Source organism: Halomonas sp. 11-S5 (assembly GCF_029889825.1).
In the GTDB taxonomy this organism is placed as follows: domain Bacteria; phylum Pseudomonadota; class Gammaproteobacteria; order Pseudomonadales; family Halomonadaceae; genus Halomonas.
Map to the genome: position 1 here is coordinate 39,719 of NZ_JARANW010000011.1, position 25,745 is coordinate 65,463.

Here is a 25,745-nt window from a genome sequence, read left to right on the forward strand (position 1 = left end):
AGGGCTCGGGAAAGGATGCCATGTGGGCCGTCGCGGGGCGAACCGGCGGCGACCTGGGGCACCTTCCCCCTGCCAGCCGCCGTCTCAGGCCAGCGCCTGCTCGAGGAGCCGGGCCACATGAATGGCCTCACGGCCGCTGCCATCCCGGATCTGGTGGCGACAGCTGGTGCCATCGGCCACCAGCACCGCGTCGGCGGCGGCGTCGCGAATCGCCGGCAGCAGCGACAGCTCGGCCATCTTCATCGAGGCGTCATAGTGCTCCGCCTCGTAGCCGAAGCTGCCCGCCATGCCGCAGCAGGAGGACGCGATGGTCTCGACCTCGAGGCCGGGGATCCAGGCGAGCACCTGCTCGACCGGGCGCAGCGCATCGAAGGCCTTCTGGTGGCAGTGGCCGTGCAGCAACGCCCGTGGGTGATCCACCGGCTTGAGGTCGAGCGGCAACTCGCCCGACTCATGGGCACGGACCAGGAATTCCTCGAACAGGAAAGCCGACTCGGAGAGGGCCTTGGCCTCCTTGCCGAAACCATACTGCAGGAACTCGTCGCGCAGGGTCAGCAGGCAGGAGGGCTCGAGCCCGACGATCGCCACGCCCCGCCTGACATGGGGCATCAGGTGGTCCAGGGTGCGCCGCGCCTCCAGTCGCGCCTTATCGAACTGCCCGGAGGAGAGATAGGTACGCCCGCAGCACAGCGGCCGCTCGCCCTGCCTGACGTTGAGGTGCACCCGGTAGCCGGCGGCCTCCAGCACCCGCTTGGCCGCCCGGGCATTCTCGCCCTCCAGGTAGTTGTTGAAGGTATCGACGAACAACAGCACCTCCCGGGGGGCCTGGACCACTTCACCCTGCGATTCGGCGAGGAAGTTGCCGCGAAAGCGTGGAAAGTCACGCTGCACCGCGAGCCCCAGGGCCGTCTTGACCCGGCGCGAGAGGAACGGCACGCGCTCCACTGCACCCAGCAGGCCGGAGAATCGGCTGGCCCAGGGGGCATAGCGTGGCATCTCGCCGACCATGCGATCTCGCCATGACAGCCCCCTGGCCTTCGCCCGGGCGGTGCGCGCCTCGATCTTGAACTTTGCCATGTCGACCCCGGTGGGACAGTCGCGCTTGCAGCCTTTGCAGGAGACGCAGAGGTCGAGCGCCTCCTTGACGTCGTCGCTGGCCAGGCCCGCGTCGCCGAGCTGGCCGGAGAGCACCAGGCGCAGGGTGTTGGCGCGCCCGCGGGTGAGGTGCTGCTCGTCGCGGGTGATGCGATAGCTCGGGCACATGGTGCCGGCATCGAACTTGCGGCAGTGGCCGTTGTTGTTGCACATCTCCACCGCCATGGCCAGGCCATGGGTGGGGTCGCCGGCGCTGCCGGGCTCGCCCTGCTCGCCGGAGAGCGGGTCGCGGGTGACGTTCCAGCCCGACCAGTCGAACACCGGCGTCATCGGGATCGTCCGGTAGGTGGAGGAAAAACGGAAGTAGCGCTCGTCATCCATCCGCGGGGTGTCGACGATCTTGCCCGGATTGAGCAGGTTCCCGGGGTCGAAGAGTTGCTTGACCTCCCTGAAGGCGTCGTTGACGGTATGACCGAACTGCCAGGCCACCCACTCGCCGCGGCACAGGCCATCGCCGTGCTCGCCGGAGTAGGCGCCCTTGTACTCGCGCACCAGGGCGGAGGCCTGCTCGGCGATCTCGCGCATCTTATGGGCGCCGTCGCGGCGCATGTCGAGGATCGGCCGCACGTGCAGGGTGCCCACGCTGGCATGGGCGTACCAGGTGCCTTCGGTGCCATGGCGATGGAACACCTCGGTCAGCCTGTCGGTGTACTCGGCCAGGTGCTCCAGCGGCACCGCGCAGTCCTCGATGAAGGAGACCGGCTTGCCGTCCCCCTTCATGCTCATCATGATGTTGAGCCCCGCCTTGCGCACGTTCCACAGCGCCTTCTGCTCGGCGGGCTCGGGCATCTCCACCACGCTCTCCGGCAGGCCCAGGTCGGCCATCAGCTCGTTCAGGCGCCTGAGGGAGCGGAGCTGGGCCTCGCGATCCTGGCCGGCGAACTCCACCAGCAGCACGGCCTGGGGCCTGCCGATCAGCGCCTTCTCGATCACCGGGCGGAAGGCCGGGTTCTCCAGCGAGAGGTCGATCATGGTGCGGTCGACCAGTTCCACGGCGGAAGGATCCAGGGTGACGATGTGCTGGGTGAGGTCCATCGCCTGGTAGAAGGTGGGGACGTTCACCACCCCGAGCACCTTGTGCTCCGGCAGCGGCGAGAGGCGCAGGGTGATCCGGCGGCTCACGCCCAGGGTGCCCTCGGAGCCCACCAGCAGGTGGGCCATGTTGGCGCGCCCGTCCGGGTCGTAGGGCTTGGGGTTCTGGCAGTCGAAGAGGTCGAGATTATAGCCGCCGACGCGGCGCAGCACCTTGGGGAAGTGCTCGCGGATCTCGGGGGCCACCCCGTCGGCGACGGCCTTCACCCGCTCGGCCAGTTCGCGCACCCTCCCCGTGGCAGGGAGCTGGTCGACGAAGCCGAAGTGCCCCTCGCTGCTGTCGGCCAGCAGCGCATCCACGCCCAGCACGTTGTGCACCATGTTGCCGTAGCGGATCGAGCGCGAGCCGCAGGAGTTGTTGCCGGCCATGCCGCCGATGGTGCACTGGGCGCTGGTGGAGACGTCCACCGGGTACCAGAGGCCATGGGGCTTGAGCCAGGCGTTGAGGTGGTCGAGCACGATCCCGGGCTCGACCACCACGGTGCGCGCCTCGGGGTCGAACTCGACGATCTCGTCGAGCCAGCGGGTGCTGTCGATCACCAGCGCCTCGCCCACCGTCTGGCCGCACTGGCTGGTGCCGGCGCCGCGCGCCAGTACCGGCACCCCGGCGTCCCGGGCGATCTCCAGCGCCAGCGCCAGGTCCCGCTGATGGCGGGGAATCGCCACGCCCACCGGGGTGACCTGATAGATCGAGGCATCCGTCGAGTAGCGGCCCCGGGAGGCGTCATCGAACAGCACCTCGCCCTCGAGCTCGCGTGACAGCCTGGCCGCCAGGTCGGTGACCGGCTTGATCCGGGCATCGGGGGCCCTGCCGGCCCGGGAATTGTCCTTCAGGGACGTCATCTGGTCTTCCTCCGCCATGCGTGGCACTGCCGATGATCAGTGGGCGGCCTCGAGGGGTTGGCCGGCGAAGTAGTCCAGCGCGGCCGTCACGCCGCTGCCCTTCAGGGGCACGCCGGCGAGCTTCATGCCGGCCTCGCAGCCACCCAGGGTGGCGATCAGGGTCAGGTCGTTGCAGTCGCCCAGGTGGCCGATGCGGAACATCTTGCCCTTGGCCTTGCCGAGGCCGGTGCCCAGCGACAGGTCGAAACGCTCGTAGATGATCTTGCGCACCTCGTCGGCATCAGTGCCCTCCGGCATCACCACCCCGGTGAGCACCGGCGAGTAGACGGCCGGGTCCTGGCACTGTATCTCCAGCCCCCAGGCCTCAACCGCCGTGCGCACCCCGGCGGCCCAGCGCTGGTGGCGCGCCAGCACGTGATCCAGCCCCTCGTCGAGCAGCATGTCCAGCGACTCCTTGAGGCCGTAGAGCAGGTTGGTGCTGGGGGTATAGGGCCAGTAGCCGTTCTGGTTAGCCTCGAGGATCTCGTCCCAGGCCCAGAAGCTCTTGGGCATGCGGTTGTGGCGGCTGGCCTCGATGGCCTTGTCGGAGATCGCGTTGAAGCTGATGCCTGGCGGCAGCATCAGCCCCTTCTGGGAGCCGGAGATGGTGACGTCGACCCCCCACTCGTCGTGACGGTAGTCGGCACTGGCCAGCCCCGAGATGGTATCGACCAGCAGCAGCGCCGGGTGACCGGCGGCGTCGATGGCGCGACGCACCGCGGCGATATCGCTGGTCACCCCGGTGGAGGTCTCGTTATGTACCACGCACACCGCCTTGAGCCGATGGTCGCCATCCTCGCGCAGCCGCGCCTCGATCATGTCGGCCTGCACGCCGTGGCGCCAGCCCTCGTAGCCCGGCAGGCCGATGAACTCCGGCGCCAGGCCCAGGCGGGTGGCCATCCTGTGCCACAGGCTGGCGAAGTGGCCGGTCTCGAACATCAGCACCTCGTCGCCCGGCGACAGGGTATTGATCAGTGCCGCCTCCCAGGCGCCGGTGCCCGACGCCGGGTAGATGATCACCGGGTTCTCGGTCTTGAAGACTTTCTTGACCTTGCCGAGCAGCTCGCGGCCCAGCGCCCCGAACTCAGGGCCCCGGTGGTCGATGGTCGGCAGGCTCATGGCGCGCAGGATGCGATCCGGCACCGGAGAGGGGCCGGGAATCTGCAGGAAGTGGCGGCCTGAGGGATGGAAGTCGAGGTTCAGCATGGGAGCTCTCCGTGGGGATCTTGTCGGGGGCGGCGCGGCTAGCGGATGCAGCCGTCGTCACGCAACGCGGCGAGTTCGTCGGGGGTCATGCCGAGCTCACCCAGCACCTCATCGGTATGCTGGCCGAACAGCGGTGCCGGTTGGCGGATCTGCGACGGGGTGCGCGAGAACTTGCTGGGAAAGCCGATGGTCTTCATCCGGCCGATCTTGGGGTGGTCCATCTCCTGCACCATGCCGCGCGCCAGGTAGTGCTCGTCGCTCATGGCCTGGGCGAAGTCGTTGATCGGCCCGGCGGGCACCCCGGCCGCGTCGCAACGCTCGAGCCAGTCGTCGACACCCCGGTCGGCCATGATCGTCTCCAGCAGCGCCTCGAGCTCCTCGACGTGCTGGCCACGGTCCTGGTTGGTCAGGAAGCGCTCGTCGGCCATCAGGTCCTCGCGGTCCAGCACGTCCCGGGCGAACCGCTCCCAGGTGCGCTGGTTGGCGCAACCGAGCATCAGGTAGCCGTCTCGGGCCTTGATCGCCTGGTAGGGCGCCGACACACGATGCCGCCAGCCGGTGGGCTGTGGCACCCGGCCCTCGGCGAAGTAGGCCGCCGCTTCCCAGGTGAACCAGGGCAGGCCGCACTCGGTGATGGCGATATCGATGTGCTGGCCCTCGCCGGTGTTCATCTGGTGGATGACGGCGGCCAGGATGGAGTAGGTGGCGGTCAGGCCGGCGCCAATGTCGTAGACCGCGATGCCGGTCTTGAGCGGCCGGCGCCCCGGCTCGCCGGTCATCGACATCAGCCCGGTCATGCCCTGGGCGACCAGGTCGAAGCCGCCGCGATGGCTGTATGGCCCGGTCTGGCCGTAGCCGGAGATCGAGCAGTAGACGATGCCGGGATTGATCGCCTTGATGGTGTCGTAGTCGATCGCAAGCGACCGGGTCACGCCGGTGCGGTAGTTCTCGACGATGACGTCGGTGTCGCGCGCCAGGCGGTAGAAGATCTCTCGGGCCCGGTCGTCCTTGAGGTTGAGTGAGATGCTCTTCTTGTTGCGGTTGATCTGCGAGAAGCAGGTCGACTCGTCGTTGACGTAGGGGCCCATCTGGCGGCTGTCGTCGCCGCCGTTGAGCTTCTCGACCTTGATCACCTCCGCGCCCATGTCGGCCAGCACCATGGTGCAGTAGGGGCCGGCCATGATCTGGGAGATGTCGAGGACCTTGAGGTTCTGCAGTGGCAGCATCGGCGTGCTCCCTCCTTGGGGTTCTGTCGGCATGGCTAGCGCCCGGTCCACTCGAAGGGCGTCTTGTGGACGAACCGGTTCACCGCCGCCTTGAAGTCGTTGCTCATGTAGCAGGTGGTGACCCAGTCGTCGCCGGCCTCGGGGGCGGCGCGACGCTCGGCCAGCACCCGTCCCACCAGCGCCTTGCTGGCCTGGACGGTGAGCGGGGCGCGATGGGCGAACTCGGCGGCGATCGCGGCGACCTCGGCGGCGATGCTCCCGGGGTCGAACACCGCGTTGACCAGCCCCGCCTGGCGGGCCTCCTCGGCCCCGAACAGCCGGCCCATCATCAGCGCCTCCTTGGTGCGGGCCACGCCGATCATGTCGACCAGCCGTGAGACGTTGCTCATCGACAGGGTGTTGCCCAGCGTCCTGGCGATGGGCACGCCGAACTTCATGGTGGGCGTGCAGTAGCGGAAGTCGCAGACCAGCGCCAGGGCCGCCCCACCCCCCACGCAGGCCCCCTCGATCATGGCGATGGTGGGCTTGGGCAGGGCCTCGAGCTTGCCCACCACCCGGTCGATGCGCCGCTCGTAGCCGATGGCATCCTCGGGAGAGGCGAAGTGTGTGAACTGGGTGATGTCGGTGCCGGCCACGAAGGCCTCGCCCCCCACCCCGTGCAGCACCACCGCCACCACCGAGTCATCCTCCGCCAGCCGGTCACAGCAGGCCTCCAGGGCGTCGTACATCGCCCAGGTCATGGCGTTGCGGCTCTCGGGGCGGTTGAAGCCGATCCAGGCGATGGCGCCCTCGCGGCGGAAGATCAGGGATTCGTCGGACATGGGAATCCTCCCTCCAGGTTCATCGGGTTCATCGGTAGAACAGCTCCACCAGGCCCATGGGGACCACCGGCACGTAGGTGACCAGCATCAGCAGCACGAACAGCAGGATCATGAACGGCACGTTGGCCTTGGCCACGTCCCAGATGTCCGCCTTGGCCACCGAGCAGGCCGTCATCAGCACGCTCGCCACCGGGGGCGTCTGCTGGCCGATGGCCAGGTTCAGGGTGACGATCATGCCGAAGTGCACCGGGTCGATGCCGACCATCATCACCAACGGCATGACGATGGGCACGGTGAGGATGATGGCGGCCGCCGAGTGCAGGATCATGCCGATCGCCAGCAGGAAGACGTTGAGCAGCGCCAGCACCATGTACTTGTTGCTGGTGAAGTCGCCGATCACCGCGGCCAGGGTCTGGGGCAGCTGGGCCCGGGTGAGGAAGTCCCCGAGCAGCGCGGAGCTTGCCACCAGCAGCATCACCACGGCGGTCTGGACACCGCCGTCGACCATGGCCCCGCGCAGCGTGCTCCAACGCAGCTCGCCGTAGCGGAAGCTGATCAGCAGCGCCGCGACCACCGCCAGGGCGGCGCCCTCGGTGGCGGTCATGAAGCCGCCGAAGATGCCCCCGAGGATGATCAGCGGCAGCAGGAAGGCAAGCCCCGCCGCCTTGAAGGTGGCCCAGACCCGCTCGAGCTGGAAGGCCTCCTCGACCGGGTAGTTGTAGCGGACGGCGAAGTACCAGGCGAGCGCCATCATCGACAAGCCGCCAAGCAGCCCGGGGACGATGCCGGCCACGAACAGCTGCACCACCGAGGTATCGGCCATGGCGGCGTAGAGGATCATCGGGATGGACGGCGGGATGATGATCGCCAGCGACGCCGAGGACGAGGTGATCGCGGCGGTGAAGTCCGCCGGATAGCCCTTCTTCTTCATCGCCGGCATCAGGATGGAGCCGAGGGCGGCGACGTCGGCCACCGCCGAGCCCGAAATCTCGGCGAAGAACAGCGAGGTGCCGATGTTGACCATCGCCAGCCCACCGCGGATGAAGCCGAGCAGCGCCGAGGCGAAGTCGATCAGCCGCCGGGAGATACCGCCGGTATTCATGATCGCCCCGGCCAACACGAACAACGGGATGGCGATCAGCGGGAACTTGGTCGAGCCATCGAACATCACGATGGGGAAGCTGAGCAGGCTGTTCGGGCCCTGCAGCACCAGCATGGCCAGCAGAGACACCGCGCCCAGCGCCACGGCGATGGGGATATTGATGAAGATCATCGCCAGGCCGGCCAGGAGGATCAGGGCAGTCGTCATTGCGCTTCCTCCACGATGTCATGCTCCGAGGGCGGCGCCTTGCCATGCCAGGCTTCGCGCAGGATGGTGGGCAGGTTGACCAGCTCGGCGATCACGTAGAGCCCTGCCCCGATGGGAATGGTCGACTGGGTGACGGCGATCGGGATCGGCACGCTGACCAGGGTCGACCCGCCGAGGATCTGGATGACATGCACGCCATAGACGGCAAGCATCACGAAGAAGGTGATGATGATGGCCTCGCCGATCACCACCAGCGTCACGCGCACGGCACGTGGCCGCGAATAGACGAGCCCGGGCACGCTGATATGGGCGCGCTTGAGGGCGGCGAGAGCGGCGCCGTAGTAGGTCACCCAGGCCAGCATCACGGCGGCCACCTCGTCGTACCAGCCGAGGGAGTTGCCGGCAAAGCGAAAGGTGACACCGAGCAGCACGACCACCGTCAGGGACACCACCAGCAGCATGGTGATGACCTCGAGCAGCCACTCGAAGCCAGATCGCAGTCTCGCAAGGGACATGGAAGCCACTCCGTCGAACAGCGTTAGGGGGACCGCCCCGGGCGGGGCGGTCCTCGGTCGGGGGGCGGAACGGCCTACTCTTCCTCGCCGAGTGCCAGCGCGCGGTCGACCAGGTCGCCGCCGCCTTCCACTTCCTCGTCGAAGAGCGTGTAGATGGGGCCGCTGGCATCGATGAACGCCTGCTTGTCGGCCTCGTTGATCTCCATGCCGGCGGCTTCCATCTTGCCGAGGAGCTCTTCATCCTGCCGGGCGGCGGTCGCGTAGACGAAGTCCTGGACCTCCCGGGCCGTCTCCATCAGGACGCTGCGGACGTCCTCGGGCAGGGCCTCCCAGTGATTGCTGGAGACCACCACGTAGGCCGGGGTATAGACGTGGCCCGTCAGCGACAGGTAGTCCTGGACCTCCTGGAACTTCTGGGAGTAGATCTGCACCAGCGGATTCTCCTGGCCATCCATGGTGCCGGTCTGCAGCGCGGTGAATACCTCGGAGAGCGCCATGGGCGACGGGTTCGCGCCGTACTCCTCGAACATTCGCACCCGCCAGGTGCCCTTGGGCGTGCGCAGCTTCAAGCCGTCGAGATCCTCCGGCGTGTTGATGGGCCGCACGTTGTTGGTGATCTGGCGAAAGCCGTTCTCCCACACGGCGAGGATCTTGTAGCCCTTCTCTTCCGCCAGCGGGAAGAGGTCGGGCTCGAGGACCTCGTCGATGACCCGTTTCATGTGCTCCCGGTCCTTGATCAGGTAGGGCATCTCGAACAGCCCGAACTCGTCGACCACCGAGGACATCACGGAGGACGGCAGCGTGAAGGTCAGCTGGCCGAGCTTGAGCTTCTGCATCATGGAGCTGTCGCCGCCCAGCTGGCTCGAGCCGTAGACCACCACCTCGTAGTCGTCCCCCAGCCGCTCGTTGGCCAGCCTGGCGAACTCGCTGGCGGAGGCATCGAACAGCGAACCGGGATTGCCCACATGACCGAACGGCAGCTCGGTCTGGGCGAGACCGAGCGCTGGCGTCAGGCTCAGGGCCAGGGCGGCGCTGGCGACTGCTGTCTTGATCATCTTCATCGGATACTCCAGTGCTGACTTGTTGTTGTAGGTGTGCTGCCCGGGCGTTGCGCCCTCTCGGGGCAGTCTCCAGGCCGTGGTGGCTCCTGCAGGGCCGCGGAAACTGTCCCGACGGCCCGAGTCATCCTCGGCCATCCAACGGCTCGGTGAGTCCGACCGTCACGAGTTCAATTTGAATTCAAAATTCATTATTCGATATTAAACTTTGGTCGAGGAGGCGGGTCGCCGGCTCAGGCGGGCTCCAGCCCCCAGGCCAGTCCCGCCACCTCGATGCCGGCGATGGCGGCGGCCTCGTCCTCACCCGAAGAGGCGCCACTGGCGCCCACGGCGCCGATCACCCGGGCGTCGTCGTCCAGGATCAGCACGCCTCCCGGTACCGGGACGAAGTGCCCGCCCGAGGCGGCGGCTACGCTGGCGAGGAAGGCCGGTCGCTCGGCATTGCGGGCCCCGACCACGCCGCTCGAGGCGCCATTGCCCAGGGAGGCGAAGGCCTTGCCCTGGGCCACCGGGAAGCGCAGCGGGGCACAGCCGTCCTCGCGCTCGGCGGCGACAACGTGCCCGCCACCATCGAGCACGACTATCGTGAGAGGCTCCATCGAGGCATCACGTGCCCTGGCGAAGGCCCCGTCCAGGATGGCCCTGGCCTGAAAACGGCCAAGTTGGAAATGACTGCGAAAGACCTTGCCGGCCATGGAAGACTCCTGATGATCGTCGGGGTGGATATTGGTTGCATTTTGAATTCATAATACCTTTTGTGGAAGAATACCACCCTGGCCTGTACCCAACCGGGAAAGAACCGACAGATCTGGTGACGCGGCCGAGACCATCAGAACGTCATTGCCTCGAGGGACCCATGCCATGAGCAAGATCCAGCAGCGCAGCCTCTACCTGGACGTGGCCGACCGCGTCCGGGAGCTCATCGAGCGGGGGGATCTCGCACCGGGAGAGCGGATATCGGAGAAGCAGCTCTGCGAGCGGTTCGGGGTCTCCCGCACGCCGCTTCGGGAGGCGCTGAAGGTGCTCGCCTCCGAGGGCCTGGTCGAGCTGCTGCCCAATCGCGGCGCCAGGGTCGTGCGCCTGACCCTGAAGATGGTGAAGGATACCTATGACCTGATGGGGGCCCTCGAGGGGCTGTCCGGCGAGCTCGCCTGCCAGAACATCAGCGACGAGGGGATCAAGGCCATCCGTGCGCTGCATGACGAGATGCTTGGGCACTATCGCGATGGCAACCTGCCGGACTACTTCCGGGTCAACCAGAGGATCCACGAGGGGATCCTGGCCGCCTCGGGGAACGAGGTGCTGCTGGAGACGTACAGCAACCTCAACCAGCGGGTGAAGCGGGTCCGCTATTCAAAGAAGATGACGGATGACTTCTGGCGCAAGGCGGTCCAGGACCACGAGCACATGATCCTTGCCCTGGAGGCACGCGACGGCAGGCGCCTGGGCCAGATCCTGCGCGACCATCTCTGCAACAAGCTCGAGGTGGCCTCCCTTGCCGGCGTGATCGAGGACGAGGCCGCCCTCGACGTCGCCACCTCCTGACCCCTACCCCCAGCCCTCGAGGCGCATGGCCGAGCGCTCCAGCCGCTGGTTCTCCGCCTCGATCTCGCGCAGCTGCTCGCCCACGCCGGAGAGGTGCTCCAGGGCGACACGCCGGGCGAGGACCGGCTTGCCCTCGATCACCGCGCGATGGAGCCGCGCGTGCTGGCGATTGATCATCTCTCGGGAGCTCGGGCGGTGATAGAGGTTCTTCACCGAGGCGAACACCGAGCTCAGCAGCAGGTCGGTCAGGCTCTGCAGGGTGTGGACCAGCACCGGGTTGTGGGAGGCCTGGCAGATGGCCAGGTGGAAGCCGTGATCGAGCCGTGCCAGGCGTTCGACGTCGACCGACTCGGCGCGCTCCACATAGTCGACCATCGCCTGATAACGGCGGGTGATCAGCACCCGGTCCGACGGCGTGCCGCGGCTGGCCGCCAGGCTGGCCGACTCGCCCTCGAGCAGGGCCCGCACCTCCAGCAGGTCGAACAGCGTCCGCGGGTGATCGCGGAAGAGATGCATCAGCGGCGTGTCCTGCGCCGCCGTGACCAGCTGCGCCACCACCGAGCCACGCCCCTGCCGGGTGATGATCACCCCCTTGCTGCGCAGCGTCCTGAGCGCCTCTCTCAACGAAGCACGAGAGACCTGCAGCCGTTCGCTCAATCGCCGCTCGGAGGGCAGCAGCTGGCCCGGGCGGAACACGCCGTCGAGGATCAGCTCCTCGAGCCTGGCCGCGATGGCATCGGGGGTGCGTGAGGTAGTGACCAGCGCATCATGGTAACCGGGCATGACCGTATCCTCCGGGGGATGTCTTCCCGCGGCGCGAGGGTGTATCGTGGAAATCTTTTCCAGAATTATACTCACAACTGGTCTGACCAGCGAACCAGAGACTGGACACGCCCGTCAAGAAAGCCCAGATTGGAGGCCAACATCGGTCACCTGCCCGGCCCGCGCGGGTCATGGGCCATCCAGCGAGGAAGCCACATGAACATCCTCTATGACGAGCGGCTCGACGGCGAGTTGCCGGCAATCGACAAGGCCGAGGTCCTGGCCGACCTGCAGCAAGCCGCGCCCGGGCTCACCCTGCTGCACCGCGAGGAGGACCTGCGCCCCTTCGAGTGTGACGGCCTCTCTGCCTACCGCGTGCTGCCCATGCTGGTCGCCCTGCCCGAGACCCTCGAGCAGGTCGAGACGCTGATGAAGCGCTGCCGGGCACTCGGCGTGCCGGTGGTGACCCGCGGCGCCGGCACCGGCCTCTCCGGGGGCGCCCTGCCCCTCGAGAAGGGCGTGCTGCTGGTGATGTCGCGCTTCAACCGTATCCTCGACATCGACCCGGACGCGCGCATCGCACGGCTGCAGCCCGGCGTGCGCAACCTGGCCATCTCCGAGGCGGCAGCCCCCTACGGCCTCTACTATGCCCCGGACCCCTCCTCGCAGATTGCCTGCTCCATCGGCGGCAACGTGGCCGAGAATGCCGGCGGGGTGCACTGCCTGAAGTACGGGCTGACCGTGCACAACGTCATGAAGGTGGAGGTGATCACCATCGAAGGCGAGCGCATGACCCTGGGCAGCGAGGCGCTGGACGCTCCCGGCCTCGACCTGCTCGCTCTGTTCAACGGCTCCGAGGGCATGCTCGGCGTGGTCACCGAGATCACCGTCAAGCTGCTGCCCAAGCCCGAGACCGCCAAGGTGCTGATGGCCAGCTTCGATGACGTCGAGAAGGCCGGGCGCGCGGTGGGCGACATCATCGCCGCGGGCATCATCCCCGGGGGGCTCGAGATGATGGACAAGCTGGCCATCCGCGCCGCCGAGGACTTCGTCAAGGCCGGCTACCCGGTCGAGGCCGAGGCCATCCTGCTCTGCGAGCTGGACGGGGTGGAGGCCGACGTCGATGACGACTGCGCCACCGTACGCGCGGTGCTCGAGAAGGCTGGAGCCACTGGCATCCAGCAGGCCCGCGACGAGGCCGAGCGCGCCACCTTCTGGGCCGGTCGCAAGAACGCCTTCCCGGCGGTGGGCCGCATGTCGCCGGACTACTACTGCATGGACGGCACCATTCCGCGCCGCGAGCTGCCGCGGGTACTGAAGGGCATCGCCGACTTCTCCGAGGAATATGGCCTGCGGGTCGCCAACGTCTTCCACGCCGGCGACGGCAACATGCACCCGCTGATCCTCTTCGATGCCAACCGTCCCGGCGAGCTGGAGCAGGCCGAGGAACTCGGCGGCAAGATCCTCGAGCTGTGCGTGGAGGTCGGCGGCTCGATCACCGGCGAGCACGGCGTGGGCCGCGAGAAGATCAACCAGATGTGTGCCCAGTTCAACCCGGGCGAACTGACCACCTTCCATGCGGTCAAGGCGGCCTTCGACCCCGACCGTCTGCTCAACCCGGGCAAGAACATCCCCACCCTCGCCCGCTGCGCCGAGTTCGGTGCCATGCACGTGCACAACAACGAACTTCCGCACCCCGAGCTGCCCCGATTCTGAGGATTCCCCATGGCCCAGACGCGACCCCAACCGACCGACCAGAACATCAGCGAGGCGCTCACCGAACGCGTTCGGCGGGCCACTGCCGAGAGTAGACCGCTGCGCATCGTCGGCGGTGACACCAAGGCCTTCTATGGCCGAAAAGTTCAGGGTCGAGAAATTCAGGGCCGCCCCGAGGAGATCGAGACGCTCTCGACCCGCGAGCACCGCGGGATCACCTACTACGACCCGGTGGAGCTGATCGTCTCGGTGCGCAGCGGCACGCCGCTGGCCGAGCTCGAGGCCACCCTCGCCGACAATGGCCAGATGCTCGGCTGCGAGCCACCCCACTTCGGCACGGACGCCACCGTCGGCGGCATGGTTGCCACCGGCCTCTCCGGCCCCCGTCGGCCCTGGGCCGGCAGCGTACGCGACTTCGTGCTGGGCACCCGGGTGATCAGCCACGAGGGGCATCAGCAGCGCTTCGGCGGCGAGGTGATGAAGAACGTCGCCGGGTACGACCTGTCGCGGCTGATGGTCGGCGCCCAGGGCACCCTGGGGCCGATCACCGAGGTCTCGCTCAAGGTGCTGCCCCGGCCCGGCGCCAGCCACAGCCTGCGCCTCGAGATGCCGCTGGCCGACGCCCAGGCGAAGCTCGCCGAGTGGGGGCGGCAGCCACTGCCCATCACCGCCGCCGCCTGGCACGCCGGTGCCCTGCACCTGCGCCTGGAGGGCGGGCCCAGCTCGGTCGCCGCCACGCGTGAGCGCCTTGGGGGCGACGAGCTGGACGCCGACTTCTGGACGGCGCTTCGCGAGCAGACGCTGGACTTCTTCTCCCGGGACGACGCCCGCGCCCTGTGGCGCCTCTCGCTGCCCCACAACACGCCCTCGCTGGCGCTTGCCGGTGTCCAGAAAGCGGACCTGCTCCACGACTGGGCCGGTACCCAGCGCTGGCTGCGCAGCGACCTGCCCGCCGACATCATCCGCGAGGCCTGCGCCCGCGGCGGCGGCCACGCCACCTGCCTGGGGTCCCGCGAGGGGCCGGGCCAGCCCGACCCCTTCATGCCGCTGGAACCGGTGGTGGCGAAGTACCATCGAAACCTGAAGGCCCAGCTGGATCCGAAGGGCATCTTCAACCCGGGCCGACTCTACGCGGAGCTCTGAGATGCAGACGCACTTTACCGAGGAAGACCTCCAGAAACCCCATATCCGCGAGGCCGACCGCGTCCTGCGCAGCTGCGTGCACTGCGGCTTCTGCAATGCCACCTGCCCCACCTACCAGCTGCTGGGCGACGAGCGCGACGGCCCCCGCGGACGCATCTACCTGATGAAGGAGATGCTCGAGAGCCCGGAAGACGACACCCAGGTCACCGAGGAGACCCGGCTGCACCTCGACCGCTGCCTCACCTGCCTCAACTGCGAGACCACCTGTCCCTCCGGGGTGGAGTACCACAAGCTCCTCAATATCGGCCGCGCCGAGATCGAGCGGCGGGTGCCGCGCAAGCCCGCCGACCGTGCCCTGCGCTACGGGCTGCGCAAGGCACTCGTGGAGCCGAAGCGCTTCAAGGCGCTGCTCAAGCTGGGCCAGACCTTCCGCCCACTGGTGCCTGGCGCGCTGGCCAACAAGATGCCCCCGACGCCGGTAGATGCGGGCGCCCGCCCCAAGGGCAAGCGCCACGCGCGCCAGATGCTCATTCTCGAGGGCTGCGTGCAGCCCGGGCTCTCGCCCAACACCAACGCCGCCACCGCCCGGGTGCTGGACCGCCTGGGCATCGGCCTGACCCCGGCCCCCGAAGCCGGCTGCTGTGGCGCCGTCGACTTCCACCTCAACGCCCAGGAGGCCGGGCGGGCCCGCATGCGCGCCAACATCGACGCCTGGTGGCCCCACGTGGAGGCCGGCTGCGAAGCGATCGTGCAGACCGCCAGCGGCTGCGGCGCCTTCGTCAAGGAGTATGGCGAGATGCTTGCCGACGACCCTGATTATGCCCACAAGGCCGAGCGCATCAGTGCGCTTGCCAAGGACCTGGTGGAGGTGCTGCGCGACGATGACCTCAGCGCCCTGGAGGCGAAGGAACAGCGCCGGCTCGCCTTCCACTGCCCCTGCACCCTGCAGCATGCCCAACGGCTCGGTGGCGCCGTGGAGCAGGTGCTCGGCCGGCTCGGCTTCGCCCTCACCCCGGTGCAGGACGCCCATCTCTGCTGCGGCTCGGCCGGCACCTACTCCGTCACCCAGCCGGAACTTGCCACCCAGTTGCGCAACAACAAGCTCGACAACCTCGAGGCCGGCAACCCGGAGGTGATCGTCACGGCCAACATCGGCTGTCAGACCCACCTGGCCGGCGCCAACAGAACGCCAGTACGCCACTGGATCGAGATCGTCGACGAGGCACTGGCATGATGCTCACCTCGAACTGATAGCGAGGGGCGTCGGTGGCAAGCCGAAGGGGAGGTCCTACGCCATGGGTGAGAAGCACCGCTTCGAACGGGCTGGCCATGGATGGCCAGCACAGGTCCTGCAAGCGGAGCAGGACGCGAGAGCGAAGCAGGGCGTCGGTAGCGTACAAGGATGTATTCACAGCGCCTCCCCGATGGTCCGACACGTCGGGGCTTGCCGACGAGGCAGCCACGAGTCCTGCTATCCGTTATAGCTTCACTCAAATAAAGGAATCCTACTGATGAACACCAAGCCCGTCCTGACCCTGGATGACGTCAACGCCCTGCTGCACGCTGGCCAGAAGGAAGCCGAGGCCAACGGCTGGGCCGTGACCATCGCCGTGGCCGACGACGGCGGCCACCTCCTCGGCCTGCGCCGCCTCGACGGTGCCCCGCCCTTCAGCGCCGACGTCGCCACCGAGAAGGCGCGCAATGCCGCCATCGGACGCAAGGAGACCCAGGTCTTCGAGGACATGATCAACAACGGTCGTACCGCCTTCGTCACCGCGCCGATGGAGGCCCTGCTGGCCGGCGGCGTCCCGGTGATCGTCGAGGGCCAGGTGGCCGGCAGCGTCGGTATCTCCGGGGTCAAGCCGGACCAGGACGTGCAGGTGGCCAAGGCCGCGGTCGCCGCCATCACCTGATCCAGGCTGGTGACGTAAGCTGGGAGGCCCCTGCCAAGCGCAGGGGCTTTTCGTTGGTAACGAGGTTTCCATGCCATTGCTCTACTTCCTTCCCCCGCTGGGCGCCGTCCTGATCTGGTCGGGCAACATGACCATCAACCAGCTCACCGTGGGCAGCATCGCCTTCCACGTTCTGGGCGGCGCTCTGGTGCTGGCGGGGGTCATCATGACCCAGACCCTCACCCGGCCACTGGGACGGCCGCCGGCACGGACGACGCGCCTCGACCGGGGCCCGGGCTGAGCATGGTAGACTGCGGCGAGACTGCCCCCTGACCCGAAGGAAGGACGCGCCATGTCGCTCGACGACCTGCACCTCAACCTGCGCAACCTGACCCCGGACGATTATCCCCAGCTACAGGCGCTGATGGACCGGGTCTACGACGACATCGGCGGCGCCTGGCCAGAGACGACCATCAACAAGCTGATCAAGGAGTTCCCCGACGGGCAGATCGTCATCGAGGATGACGAGACCATCGTCGGCGTGGCGCTGACGGCGCTGGTCGACTACGACACCTTCTCCAACCCCCACCGCTACGACGACCTGATCGGCAAGCGCGAGACCATCCTCAACGAGCCCGATGGCGATGCCATGTACGGGCTCGACGTGCTGATCCATCCGGACTATCGCGGCTACCGGCTGGGCCGGCGCCTCTACGAGGCGCGCAAGGAATTGTGTCGCTCCATGAACCTCAGGGCGATCCTGGCCGGCGGGCGCATCCCCCAGTACCACGAGCATGCCCACGAGCTCTCCCCGGCCGAGTACCTTGACAAGGTGGCCCGCAAGGAGATTCACGATCCCATCCTCTCCTTCCAGCTGGCCAACGACTTCCAGGTCAAGCGCCTGCTGCACAAGTACCTGCCGGAGGACCAGAAGTCGCAGGGCTACGCCACCCTGCTGGAGTGGAACAACATCCTCTTCGAGCCGGCGGAGCGGGTACTGGAAAACCGCCCCACCCAGGTGCGCGTCGGCGCCGTGCAGTGGCAGATGCGCGAGATCGACTCGGTGGAGGCGGTGCTGCAGCAGGTGGAGTACTTCGTCGATGCGCTGGCCGACTACCAGAGCGACTTCGCGGTCTTCCCGGAGCTGTTCAACGCGCCGCTGATGGGCCTTCAGGACCGTGCCGCCCAGCAGGATCAGATGGCCGCCATCCGTTTCCTGGCCGGCTTCACCGAGCAGTTCAAGACCGAGCTGTCGCGCATGGCGGTCTCGTACAACATCAATATCATCGCCGGCTCGATGATCGAGGTGGGCGAGGACGAGCGCCTCTACAACATCGCCTATCTCTGCCATCGCGACGGCGAGATCGAGCGCCAGGCCAAGCTGCACATCACGCCCCAGGAGCGCCGCGACTGGGTGATCGAAGGCGGCGACGAACTGCTGGTGTTCCAGACCGATGCCGGCCGGGTGGGCATCCAGATCTGCTACGACGTGGAATTTCCCGAGCTTTCGCGGCTGCTCGCCGACCAGGACATGGACATCCTCTTCGTGCCCTTCTGGACCGATACCAAGAACGGCTACCTGCGGGTGCGCCACTGCGCTCAGGCCCGGGCCATCGAGAACGAATGCTACGTGGTGCTGTGCGGCAGCGTGGGCAACGTGCCCTCCATCGAGAACATGGAGATCCAGTACGCCCAGTCGTCGGTCTTCTCGCCCTCGGACTTCGCCTTCCCCCACGATGCCGTGCTCTCCGAGACCACGCCCAACACCGAGATGATCATGTTCTCGGACCTCGACCTGACCCGCCTGACGGTGGTGCGCGCCGAAGGCTCGGTGACCAACCTCAAGGATCGCCGCAAGGATCTCTTCGACCTGCGCTGGAGAGACTGGTCCTGGAAGTCCGGTAGCCGGCCAGCCGGGGCCAACCCGGAAGACGGCTGACCCATGTTCGGCAAGCTATGGCGCCTGGGGCTGCGTGGCTTCGAGCAACGCCACCCCTTTCCCGAGGAGAGCTGGCGCGAGGCCCGTGGCCGAGTGGCACTGCTCGCCGCCCTGCCCGACGACCAGGCCGAGCGGCTCGGCCATCGCGCCTGGCGGTTCGTGCATGCCAAGCGCCTGAGCCTGCATCCCGAACTCGCCGAAACCACCGAGTTCGATCCGCCCGCGCGGCTGGCCCTGGCGGCCCAGGTCTGCCTGCTGACGCTGGGCTGGGAGGAGGACGAGCACCGCGAGGCCTTCGCCAACGTCCACGAGATTCTGATCCTGCCCGAGGCCTTCCAGCGCCAGGTGGAGGAGATGGACGAGGCCGGTGTGGTCCATGCCTATGTCGACGAGCGCGCCGGCGAGACCTCCTACCAGGGGCCGGTGGTGGTCTCCTTTCCCGATCTCATGGCCAGCGGCGGGCTCGATGGCTTCAATGTGCTGATCCATGAGTTCGCCCACAAGCTCGACCTGGGCAATTCCCCGGACGCGGATGGCTTCCCGCCACTCCCCCGGGAGATCGATCCGCAGGAGTGGCACCGAGTCTTCAGCGAGGTCTGGGAGGACCTCCAGTCGCGCCTGGCACACCGCGAGCCGACGCCCATCGACGACTATGCGGCGAGCCACCCCGGCGAGTGCTTCGCGGTCTGCTGCGAGCACTTCTTCAGCGACCCCGGCCGGCTCCACCGCGCCTATCCGGCGCTCTACGGGCTGCTGTCACGCTATTTCCGCCAGGATCCGCTGGCCCGCCTGACCCATGGCATCGGCTAGCCTGATCACCGGCCCCCTGCCCCTTCTCCTCGCCGCACGGGAACATCGCCATGATCGACACCCTCGTCGCGGACCTCACCGCCGCCTCGGCCCAACACTGGTTACTGGCTTACCTGCTGGTCGGGCTTTTCGCCATGGCCGAGTCGATTCCGGTGGTCGGCATCATCGTGCCCGGCTCGGTGTTGATCGTGGGTATCGGTGCCTTGGTTCCCTCTGGTGCGCTCGGCGTGTGGCCACTGATCATCGCCGCCATCGCAGGCGCCGTGATCGGGGATGGTCTCTCGTTCTGGCTCGGCCGACGCTACGAGCAGCGGCTGATCGCGATGTGGCCGTTGCGCCGTTACCCCCGGCTCGTCACCCAGGCCGAGGGGTTCTTCACTCGCCATGGCGGCAAGGGGGTCTTCCTGGCTCGGTTCGTTCAGGGGCCGAGAGCCTTCGTCCCGCTGGTCGCCGGCATGTCCGGCATGTCACCGACTCGTTTTTACGCCTTCAACATCGTCTCGGCGCTGGTCTGGGCGACGAGCCATGTCATCGCCGGGGTAGCACTCGGGGCCTCGCTGCATCTCATCGCGCAGATAGCAGGACGATTGACGCTATTCCTGGTGCTGTTGGCCCTGCTCATCTGGATCGTGGTATGGCTGACCCGCCATATTCTTCTCGGCTCAGGTCTCCGCGGGTTGGTGCTGCTCCAAAACCGGGTGGTTCTCTGGAGTGCCGAGGGGGATACCCGGACAAAGCGCCTGGTACGGGGCCTCCTGCAGCCCGAGCGATCCGAGACCCGCGCGCTCCTGGTGGGTGCCGCGATCCTCGCCGGCTCCCTCTGGCTGTTCCTGGGGATTCTCGAGGATATCGTCACGGGTGACCCGCTCGTCCAGGCCAACCAGGCGGTGTTCCATTTCCTGCAGGGCCTTCGCACCACCTGGGGCGACCACCTGATGCTGGCCATCACCGAGCTGGGTGACAGTGTCATCGTCGTGATACTGACGGGGGTCATGCTGGGCTGGCTACTCTGGTGTCGCGCCTGGCAGGCGGCGGGCTACTGGATCGCCGCGATCGGTGGCGCCGCCCTCTTCACCCCGCTCATCAAGTGGGCCGTCCATTGGCCACGCCCCACGGCGTTGTACAGCGGCTGGGAGGCGTTTTCGTTCCCCAGTGGTCACGCCACCCTCAATGCCGTCCTCTACGGCTTCCTGGGCTTCCTCATCGCCCGTGAGCTGAGCCCGCGCCGGCGCGTGTGGGTGATCTCCAGCGTCAGTGTCCCGGTCATGCTGATTGCCTTCTCGCGGCTCTACCTGGGGGCACACTGGCTGGCCGACGTCATCGCCGGCATCGCCGTCGCCACGGCCTGGGTCACGCTGCTGGCCATCGGTTACACACGACACCGGCCCCGCTCGCTCGACCCGAGAGGCCTGGTGGGGGTTGCCCTGCTGACGCTGGCCATCGCCTGGCCCTGGCACGTCCTCGGTCGATTCGCCGACGACCAGGCGCGCTACCTGCCGTCACCGGAACAGCAGCAACTATCGCTGGGGGACTGGCGTGACCATGCCTACCGTCAATTGCCCGACCGGCGGATCGACCTGGGAGGGGAAAGCGAGGAGCCGATGACACTGCAGTGGGCCGGTGAGCTGGCGGCGCTCGAGCGGGAACTCGGCCGTCACGGCTGGCAGCCCCGTATCCCGTGGAACCTGAGCAGCACCGTGCAATGGCTCGGCGCCGGAACGACCACCGCGGGCCTGCCCGTTCTGCCTCGGCTGCATGACGGACGCGCCCCGGCGCTGCAATTGACCCATGCCATCGACGGCTCACCGTCGATGCGTATGGTCCTTCAGGTGTGGGCGACCAACGTCAAGCTGACCCGCGACGAGACCGCCACCGGGATGCCACTGTGGATCGGGTCGGTGGTGACCCGGCGCCGCTACCAGCTTCTCGGGCTGGTGCCCTTGGATCGGGCCCTGCCCACCACCAATGCCGCCAGGGATCGGTTAGCGGAGAGCCTGGGTGAACGGGTCATGATCGAACGACCCATGCATTCCCCGGGGGAGTGGGATGGTCGCCTCATCCTGGCCTGGGAGACGTCGGGATGACGCGGTAATGCCCTATCAGCCCCAAAGCGCTGAGGCGCCTCGCGGCCCCAGCCCTCCATGGGCTACTATAGCGCTATTTTCGGCAGGATCCGATGATCCGACAATAGCCGCTATTTTGCGCCCATAAGCCTATGGTAAGACTGGGGTGGCAGGATTCCATCCCGGCAAGCACCGTTTCAAAGGAGAAGTCCCCGCTGTGACCTCAAGCTCCCCACTGGTATCCGTGATCATTCCCGCCCGGGACGAAGCGGGCAACCTCCCTGGCCTGCTGGACGAGATCGCCGCTGCTCTGGCCGCCATCGAGCACGAGGTGCTGGTCGTGGACGACGCCTCCCGGGATGAGACCTGGGCGCAGCTCGTGGCGCGGGCCGCGCAGGACCCGCGGCTGCGCCCGCTGCGCCATGACCGGAGCGCCGGCCAGAGCACCTCGGTGTGGCAGGCGGCCCGTGCCGCCCGGGGGACCTGGCTGGCGACCCTCGACGGCGATGGCCAGAACGACCCCGCCGACCTGCCGAGCCTGATCGAGCGGGCCTGCCAGGGCGATGTCAGCCTGGTGGCCGGCCACCGCACCACCCGTCACGACGACTGGCTCAAGCGGGTCTCCTCGCGCATCGCCAATGGCGTGCGGGTCCGGCTGCTCCGTGACGAGACACCGGATACCGGCTGCGGGCTGAAGGTGATCGAGCGCAGCGCCTTCCTGTGCCTGCCCTACTTCGATCACATGCACCGCTTCCTGCCGGCGCTGATCCAGACCCAGGGCGGTCGCTGCGTCTCGTTGCCGGTCAACCACCGCCCCCGCGGCGCCGGCCGCTCGCACTACGGCCTCAACAACCGGCTCTGGGCCGGCATCATCGACATGGTCGGCGTGATATGGCTGCGCCGTCGCTCACGCCTGCCGGCCGTGCTCGAGGCACACACCCCGGACAGCCGGACGACCGGGACGGAGGGCACGTCATGACACCCGAGTGGCTCTGGCTGGGCATCGGCTTCCTGGGCCAGGCGCTGTTCTCCGCCCGCTTCCTGGTCCAGTGGCTGGCCAGCGAGCGAGCGCGGCGCAGCATCATGCCCCGCGCCTTCTGGTTCTTCAGCCTGGCCGGTGGAGCGACCCTGCTGGCCTATGCGATCTACCGTCGCGACCCGGTGTTCATCGCCGGCCAAGGCGCCGGGCTGTTCATCTATGCTCGCAACCTGATGCTGATCCGTCGTGAGGTCCGAGAGCAGCGGGACAAGACATGATCGCCTTGCGTCCACGCCGAACCGCCACCCTGCCGCGCCCCGCCTACCTGCACCGCCTGCCGTCGCTGCACTGGCTCTGGCTGCTGGCGCTGGCCGCGCTGTTTCTCGGCGTCGGGATCGGCCTGCGCGACCCCTGGCCAGCCGACGAGCCTCGCTTCGCCCTCAACGCCCTGGAAATGCTCAGGACGGGACAGTGGTGGATCCCCCACCGGGCCGGCGAACCCTACCCCGACAAACCGCCGATCTTCATGTGGGCCATGGCCGCCTCGATCCAGCTCACGGGATCGGTGCGGCTGGGCTTCCTGCTACCCTCGCTGGCGGGTGCGCTGGGCACCCTGGCGCTGGTCATGGACCTGACCCGTCGGCTGCACGGCCGCCGGGTGGCGCTGCTGGCCGGACTGACCCTGCTCTCGAGCTTCCAGTTCGGGCTGCAGGCGCGCACCGCCCAGATCGACATGCTGGTCACCTTCTTCATCATGCTGGGCGCCTACGGCATGCTGCGCCATGCCCTGCTGGGCCCCGCCCGTCGCTGGTGGTTCATCGGCTGCGCCGGCATGGGCCTGGGCATCCTCACCAAGGGGGTGGGCTTCCTGCCGCTGCTGATGCTGCCGATCTGGGCCCTGCTGGCCTGGCGGCGACAGGCGGTGCCCCTGGCGTGGCGCGACCTGGGTCTCGGCATTGCTGTGATCCTCGGCGTCGTCGCGCTCTGGGTGGTGCCCATGGCCCTCTACACCACCTTCTCCGACGACCCCGCCCTGCTGGCCTATCGCGACAACATCCTCTTCAAGCAGACCGGCGAGCGCTACGCCGACGCCTGGCACCATGTGAAGCCCTGGTACTACTATCCGCTCGAGGTGATTCCCTGGGCCTGGCTGCCGCTGGTGCTGGCCCTGCCCTGGCTGGTGCCCGCCTGGTGGCATCGCGCCCGCCGGCTCGATGCGCGGGTCCTGTTGCCGCTCGGCGGCCTGGTGCTGGTGATCGTCTTCTTCTCGCTGTCCCCTGGCAAGCGGGGCGTCTATCTGCTGCCGACGCTGCCGCTGCTGGTGCTGGCCTCGGCGCCGATGCTGGCGGGCCTGCTGAGCCGCCCGCGGCTGCAATGGCTGGGCGCCGGCGTGCTGGCGCTGTTCGGCGGCGTGTTCCTGGCCGCCGGCGTACTCGGCGCCCTGGGCCTTCCAGCCCTGGCCCGTCTGGCCGAACGCCACGCGGTCACGCCCTGGGCCTGGTGGAGCCTGCTGGGGCTCGTTGCCCTGGGACTGCTGGCCTGGGGGCGACCACGCCGCGGCCTGGTGGCCCTGGCCGGCTGGCTGGCGGTGTTCTGGCTGAGCTGGTCGACCTGGGGCTATCAGCTCATGGACCCGGCCCGCTCGCCCCGGGACCTGATGGCGGAGATCGTGGCCCACACCGGCCCCTCGGCCTGGCTGGCCATGCCGGCCTTCGACGAGGAATTCCTGCTGCAGGCCCGCCAGCCCATGGTGCATTTCGGCTACCACAGCCCGGACGAGGCCCAATTCCAGCGTGCCTTCGCCTGGTTGCACGAGGCCCCCGGCGAGCGCTGGATGCTGGTGCCCCAGCACCGTGACGACGACATCCCCTGCGCGGACCTGACACGTGCTCGGGATCTCGGCGTACAGAACAGCGAGGCCTGGTGGCTGATCCCGGGCAGCGCCTTCGACGCCTGCGCCGGGGATGCCACGGCGGCGCCGCTTTACACCGCCCCCACGACCCTCGTCGTCGGCAGACAAGGCCAGTAGGCAAGCGGATGGACAGGCAGCAGACACGAATACCGGGGATCACCAAGGTAGCCATTTCTGGCGCCACCCTGGCCACGTTCCTGGCGATGGCGATCATCCTCGCCCGGGTCGCGGCCCTGCCGCTGATGCCCATCGACGAGACCCGCTACCTGTCCGTGGCCTGGGAGATGTGGCAGCACCAGGCCTTCCTGGTGCCCCTCCTCAATGGCGAGGCCTACTCCCACAAGCCCCCGCTGCTGTTCTGGCTGATCCAGCTGGGCTGGTGGCTGTTCGGCACCTCCGACTGGGTGGCCCGGCTGGTCATCCCCGCCGTGGGGCTCGCCGGGTTCTGGCTCTCGGCAGACCTCGTGCGCCAGCTCGACCCCGGTGCCCGACGGGAGGCCTGGTGGGCGCCCCTGGTGCTGCTGGGTACCACCCTGTGGTTCCTCTACCTGCCCTTGAGCATGTTCGACATCCTGCTCAGCGTCTGCCTGCTGCTGGCGGTCGACGGCTGGCTGCACTATCTGCGCACCGGGCATCGCCGCATGGTCATCCTGGCCGGGCTGGGGCTCGGGCTGGGCGTGCTGGCCAAGGGGCCGGTGATCTTCATCTACTGGCTACCGCTGGCACTCGCCACTCGCTTCTGGTGGCCAGACAAGGCACTGCGACAGGCCAAGACCTGGACGGCGCTGCTGGCGGCGAGCCTGCTGGGTGGCCTGATCGGCCTAGCCTGGGCGATCCCCGCGGCCATCGCCGGCGGCACGGACTATGCCAATGCCATCCTCTGGCACCAGGCCGCCGGGCGGGTCACCCACGCCTTCGACCATGCCCGGCCCTGGTACTGGTACCTGCCGGCACTGCTGATCGCCCTGCTGCCCTGGTCGGTGAGCAGCCTGTGGCGCAGGCCCTGGGCGGCGACGCCACTACAACGCTTCGCCGTCTGGGGAAGCCTTCCGCCGTTGATCCTGCTCAGCCTGATCAGCGGCAAGCAGGCCCACTACCTGATGCCGACTCTGCCGTTCCTGGCCATCTGGCTCTCCCTCCAGCTAGTGGCACAGCCACCAGGCAGGCAATGGGGTGTCGCCCTCCTGCTGCTGGGGATGACCGGCCTGATGGCGTTGCTGCCCGACATTGTGGTGCGCATCTTTCCCCAGGCGCCGCTGTCGTCGTGGAGCCGCCTCGGTGCGCTGATCCCGCTAGCGTTGACGCTATGGCTGCTCAGCCGTCCCTGCCGAGCGGCGTTAGTGCTCGCCTGGCCGCTGACCCTGTTCACCCTTCTTCTGCTGCTCTCGCCGGCGATCCGGGGCTATTACGACCTGCGCCCCATGGCCGAGCGACTGGCGATGCTAGAGGCGCAGTCACCCCTGGCGTATGCCGGGGAGTATCACAACCAGTTCCGTTTCCTGGGACGTCTCGAGACGGACCTGACGGTGATCGACGACGACCGGGCGGTGGCGGACTGGGCCGCCCGCCACCCCGGAGGACGCATCATCGAGGTGCTCCGACGACCGACGTCCCGGCAAGGCGAGATCGCCAGCTATCACCAGCCCTACCGGGGACGGGTCTACCTGATCGTGCCGGCCGAGCGCTGGCAGGCCTTCATCGCCGCCGGGAGCGGCTGAGC

21 protein-coding genes and 1 pseudogene are annotated in these 25,745 nt (G+C 67.9%); 13 read left to right on the forward strand and 9 right to left on the reverse strand.

Features of this window, described 5'->3' with window-relative positions:
- Positions 1-84: 84 nt before the first annotated feature.
- The 8 genes from OP497_RS09730 to OP497_RS09765 form a co-directional block, all read right to left on the reverse strand.
- The gene (locus OP497_RS09730; protein WP_280548012.1) at positions 85-3,090 is read right to left on the reverse strand and encodes an FAD-binding and (Fe-S)-binding domain-containing protein; all 3,006 of its coding nucleotides are present in this window, start codon (positions 3,088-3,090) and stop codon (positions 85-87) included.
- Positions 3,091-3,126: 36 nt separating this feature from the next.
- Entirely contained in the window at positions 3,127-4,335 is a 1,209-nt protein-coding gene (locus OP497_RS09735) for an aminotransferase class V-fold PLP-dependent enzyme (protein ID WP_280548013.1), read from the reverse strand.
- A 38-nt stretch (positions 4,336-4,373) separates the two neighbouring features.
- Entirely contained in the window at positions 4,374-5,561 is a 1,188-nt protein-coding gene (locus OP497_RS09740; RefSeq protein ID WP_280548014.1) for a CoA transferase, read from the reverse strand.
- A 35-nt stretch (positions 5,562-5,596) separates the two neighbouring features.
- Positions 5,597-6,382, reverse strand: coding sequence for an enoyl-CoA hydratase (locus OP497_RS09745; protein WP_280548015.1), 786 nt, complete (start codon positions 6,380-6,382; stop codon positions 5,597-5,599).
- 28 nt (positions 6,383-6,410) lie between these two features.
- Complete coding sequence (locus OP497_RS09750; RefSeq protein ID WP_280548016.1) at positions 6,411-7,691, reverse strand: TRAP transporter large permease; 1,281 nt, start codon at positions 7,689-7,691, stop codon at positions 6,411-6,413.
- Positions 7,688-8,206, reverse strand: coding sequence for a TRAP transporter small permease subunit (locus OP497_RS09755; protein WP_280548018.1), 519 nt, complete (start codon positions 8,204-8,206; stop codon positions 7,688-7,690). Before OP497_RS09755 ends, OP497_RS09750 begins: the two co-directional genes overlap by 4 nt.
- Positions 8,207-8,280: 74 nt before the next feature.
- Positions 8,281-9,267 (reverse strand): TRAP transporter substrate-binding protein, encoded by a 987-nt coding sequence (locus OP497_RS09760; protein ID WP_280548019.1) that lies wholly within the window; start codon positions 9,265-9,267, stop codon positions 8,281-8,283.
- A 230-nt stretch (positions 9,268-9,497) separates the two neighbouring features.
- Positions 9,498-9,959 (reverse strand): heme-binding protein, encoded by a 462-nt coding sequence (locus OP497_RS09765; protein WP_280548020.1) that lies wholly within the window; start codon positions 9,957-9,959, stop codon positions 9,498-9,500.
- A 166-nt stretch (positions 9,960-10,125) separates the two neighbouring features.
- Here OP497_RS09765 and OP497_RS09770 point away from each other — a divergent pair, with 166 nt between their 5' ends.
- Entirely contained in the window at positions 10,126-10,809 is a 684-nt protein-coding gene (locus tag OP497_RS09770; RefSeq protein ID WP_280548022.1) for a GntR family transcriptional regulator, read from the forward strand.
- A gap of 3 nt (positions 10,810-10,812) precedes the next feature.
- On the opposite strand, the gene glcC is transcribed toward OP497_RS09770, so the two are convergent.
- A complete protein-coding gene (gene glcC / locus OP497_RS09775; RefSeq protein WP_280548023.1) occupies positions 10,813-11,592 on the reverse strand; it encodes a transcriptional regulator GlcC in 780 nt (259 codons plus the stop codon).
- A gap of 195 nt (positions 11,593-11,787) precedes the next feature.
- Here glcC and glcD point away from each other — a divergent pair, with 195 nt between their 5' ends.
- From glcD to OP497_RS09835, 12 genes and pseudogenes are all read left to right on the forward strand, one after another.
- The gene (glcD, locus tag OP497_RS09780) at positions 11,788-13,287 is read left to right on the forward strand and encodes a glycolate oxidase subunit GlcD (protein WP_280548024.1); all 1,500 of its coding nucleotides are present in this window, start codon (positions 11,788-11,790) and stop codon (positions 13,285-13,287) included.
- Between the two features lie 9 nt (positions 13,288-13,296).
- On the forward strand, positions 13,297-14,430 hold the full coding sequence (glcE, locus tag OP497_RS09785) for a glycolate oxidase subunit GlcE (RefSeq protein ID WP_280548025.1): 1,134 nt from the start codon (positions 13,297-13,299) through the stop codon (positions 14,428-14,430).
- A gap of 1 nt (position 14,431) precedes the next feature.
- Positions 14,432-15,664 (forward strand): glycolate oxidase subunit GlcF, encoded by a 1,233-nt coding sequence (glcF, locus tag OP497_RS09790; protein ID WP_280548026.1) that lies wholly within the window; start codon positions 14,432-14,434, stop codon positions 15,662-15,664.
- Between the two features lie 277 nt (positions 15,665-15,941).
- Complete coding sequence (locus OP497_RS09795; protein WP_280548027.1) at positions 15,942-16,343, forward strand: heme-binding protein; 402 nt, start codon at positions 15,942-15,944, stop codon at positions 16,341-16,343.
- 70 nt (positions 16,344-16,413) lie between these two features.
- Positions 16,414-16,506: pseudogene (locus tag OP497_RS09800) on the forward strand (EamA family transporter); the annotation flags it as partial.
- Between the two features lie 168 nt (positions 16,507-16,674).
- Positions 16,675-18,261 carry a bifunctional GNAT family N-acetyltransferase/carbon-nitrogen hydrolase family protein gene (locus OP497_RS09805; RefSeq protein WP_280548029.1) on the forward strand — a complete coding sequence of 529 codons (1,587 nt, stop codon included), beginning with the start codon at positions 16,675-16,677 and terminating at the stop codon, positions 18,259-18,261.
- A gap of 3 nt (positions 18,262-18,264) precedes the next feature.
- Positions 18,265-19,071: a M90 family metallopeptidase gene (locus OP497_RS09810; protein WP_280548030.1), complete on the forward strand. Its 807-nt coding sequence runs from the start codon at positions 18,265-18,267 to the stop codon at positions 19,069-19,071.
- Positions 19,072-19,121: 50 nt separating this feature from the next.
- Positions 19,122-21,155 carry a bifunctional DedA family/phosphatase PAP2 family protein gene (locus OP497_RS09815; protein ID WP_280548031.1) on the forward strand — a complete coding sequence of 678 codons (2,034 nt, stop codon included), beginning with the start codon at positions 19,122-19,124 and terminating at the stop codon, positions 21,153-21,155.
- Positions 21,156-21,351: 196 nt separating this feature from the next.
- A complete protein-coding gene (locus OP497_RS09820; protein ID WP_280548032.1) occupies positions 21,352-22,113 on the forward strand; it encodes a glycosyltransferase family 2 protein in 762 nt (253 codons plus the stop codon).
- A complete protein-coding gene (locus OP497_RS09825) occupies positions 22,110-22,391 on the forward strand; it encodes a lipid-A-disaccharide synthase N-terminal domain-containing protein (RefSeq protein ID WP_280548033.1) in 282 nt (93 codons plus the stop codon). Before OP497_RS09820 ends, OP497_RS09825 begins: the two co-directional genes overlap by 4 nt.
- Positions 22,388-24,142, forward strand: a complete 1,755-nt coding sequence (locus OP497_RS09830) for a glycosyltransferase family 39 protein (RefSeq protein ID WP_280548035.1) — start codon at positions 22,388-22,390, stop codon at positions 24,140-24,142. Before OP497_RS09825 ends, OP497_RS09830 begins: the two co-directional genes overlap by 4 nt.
- A gap of 8 nt (positions 24,143-24,150) precedes the next feature.
- Positions 24,151-25,743: a glycosyltransferase family 39 protein gene (locus tag OP497_RS09835; protein ID WP_280548036.1), complete on the forward strand. Its 1,593-nt coding sequence runs from the start codon at positions 24,151-24,153 to the stop codon at positions 25,741-25,743.
- The last annotated feature ends 2 nt before the right edge of the window (positions 25,744-25,745 follow it).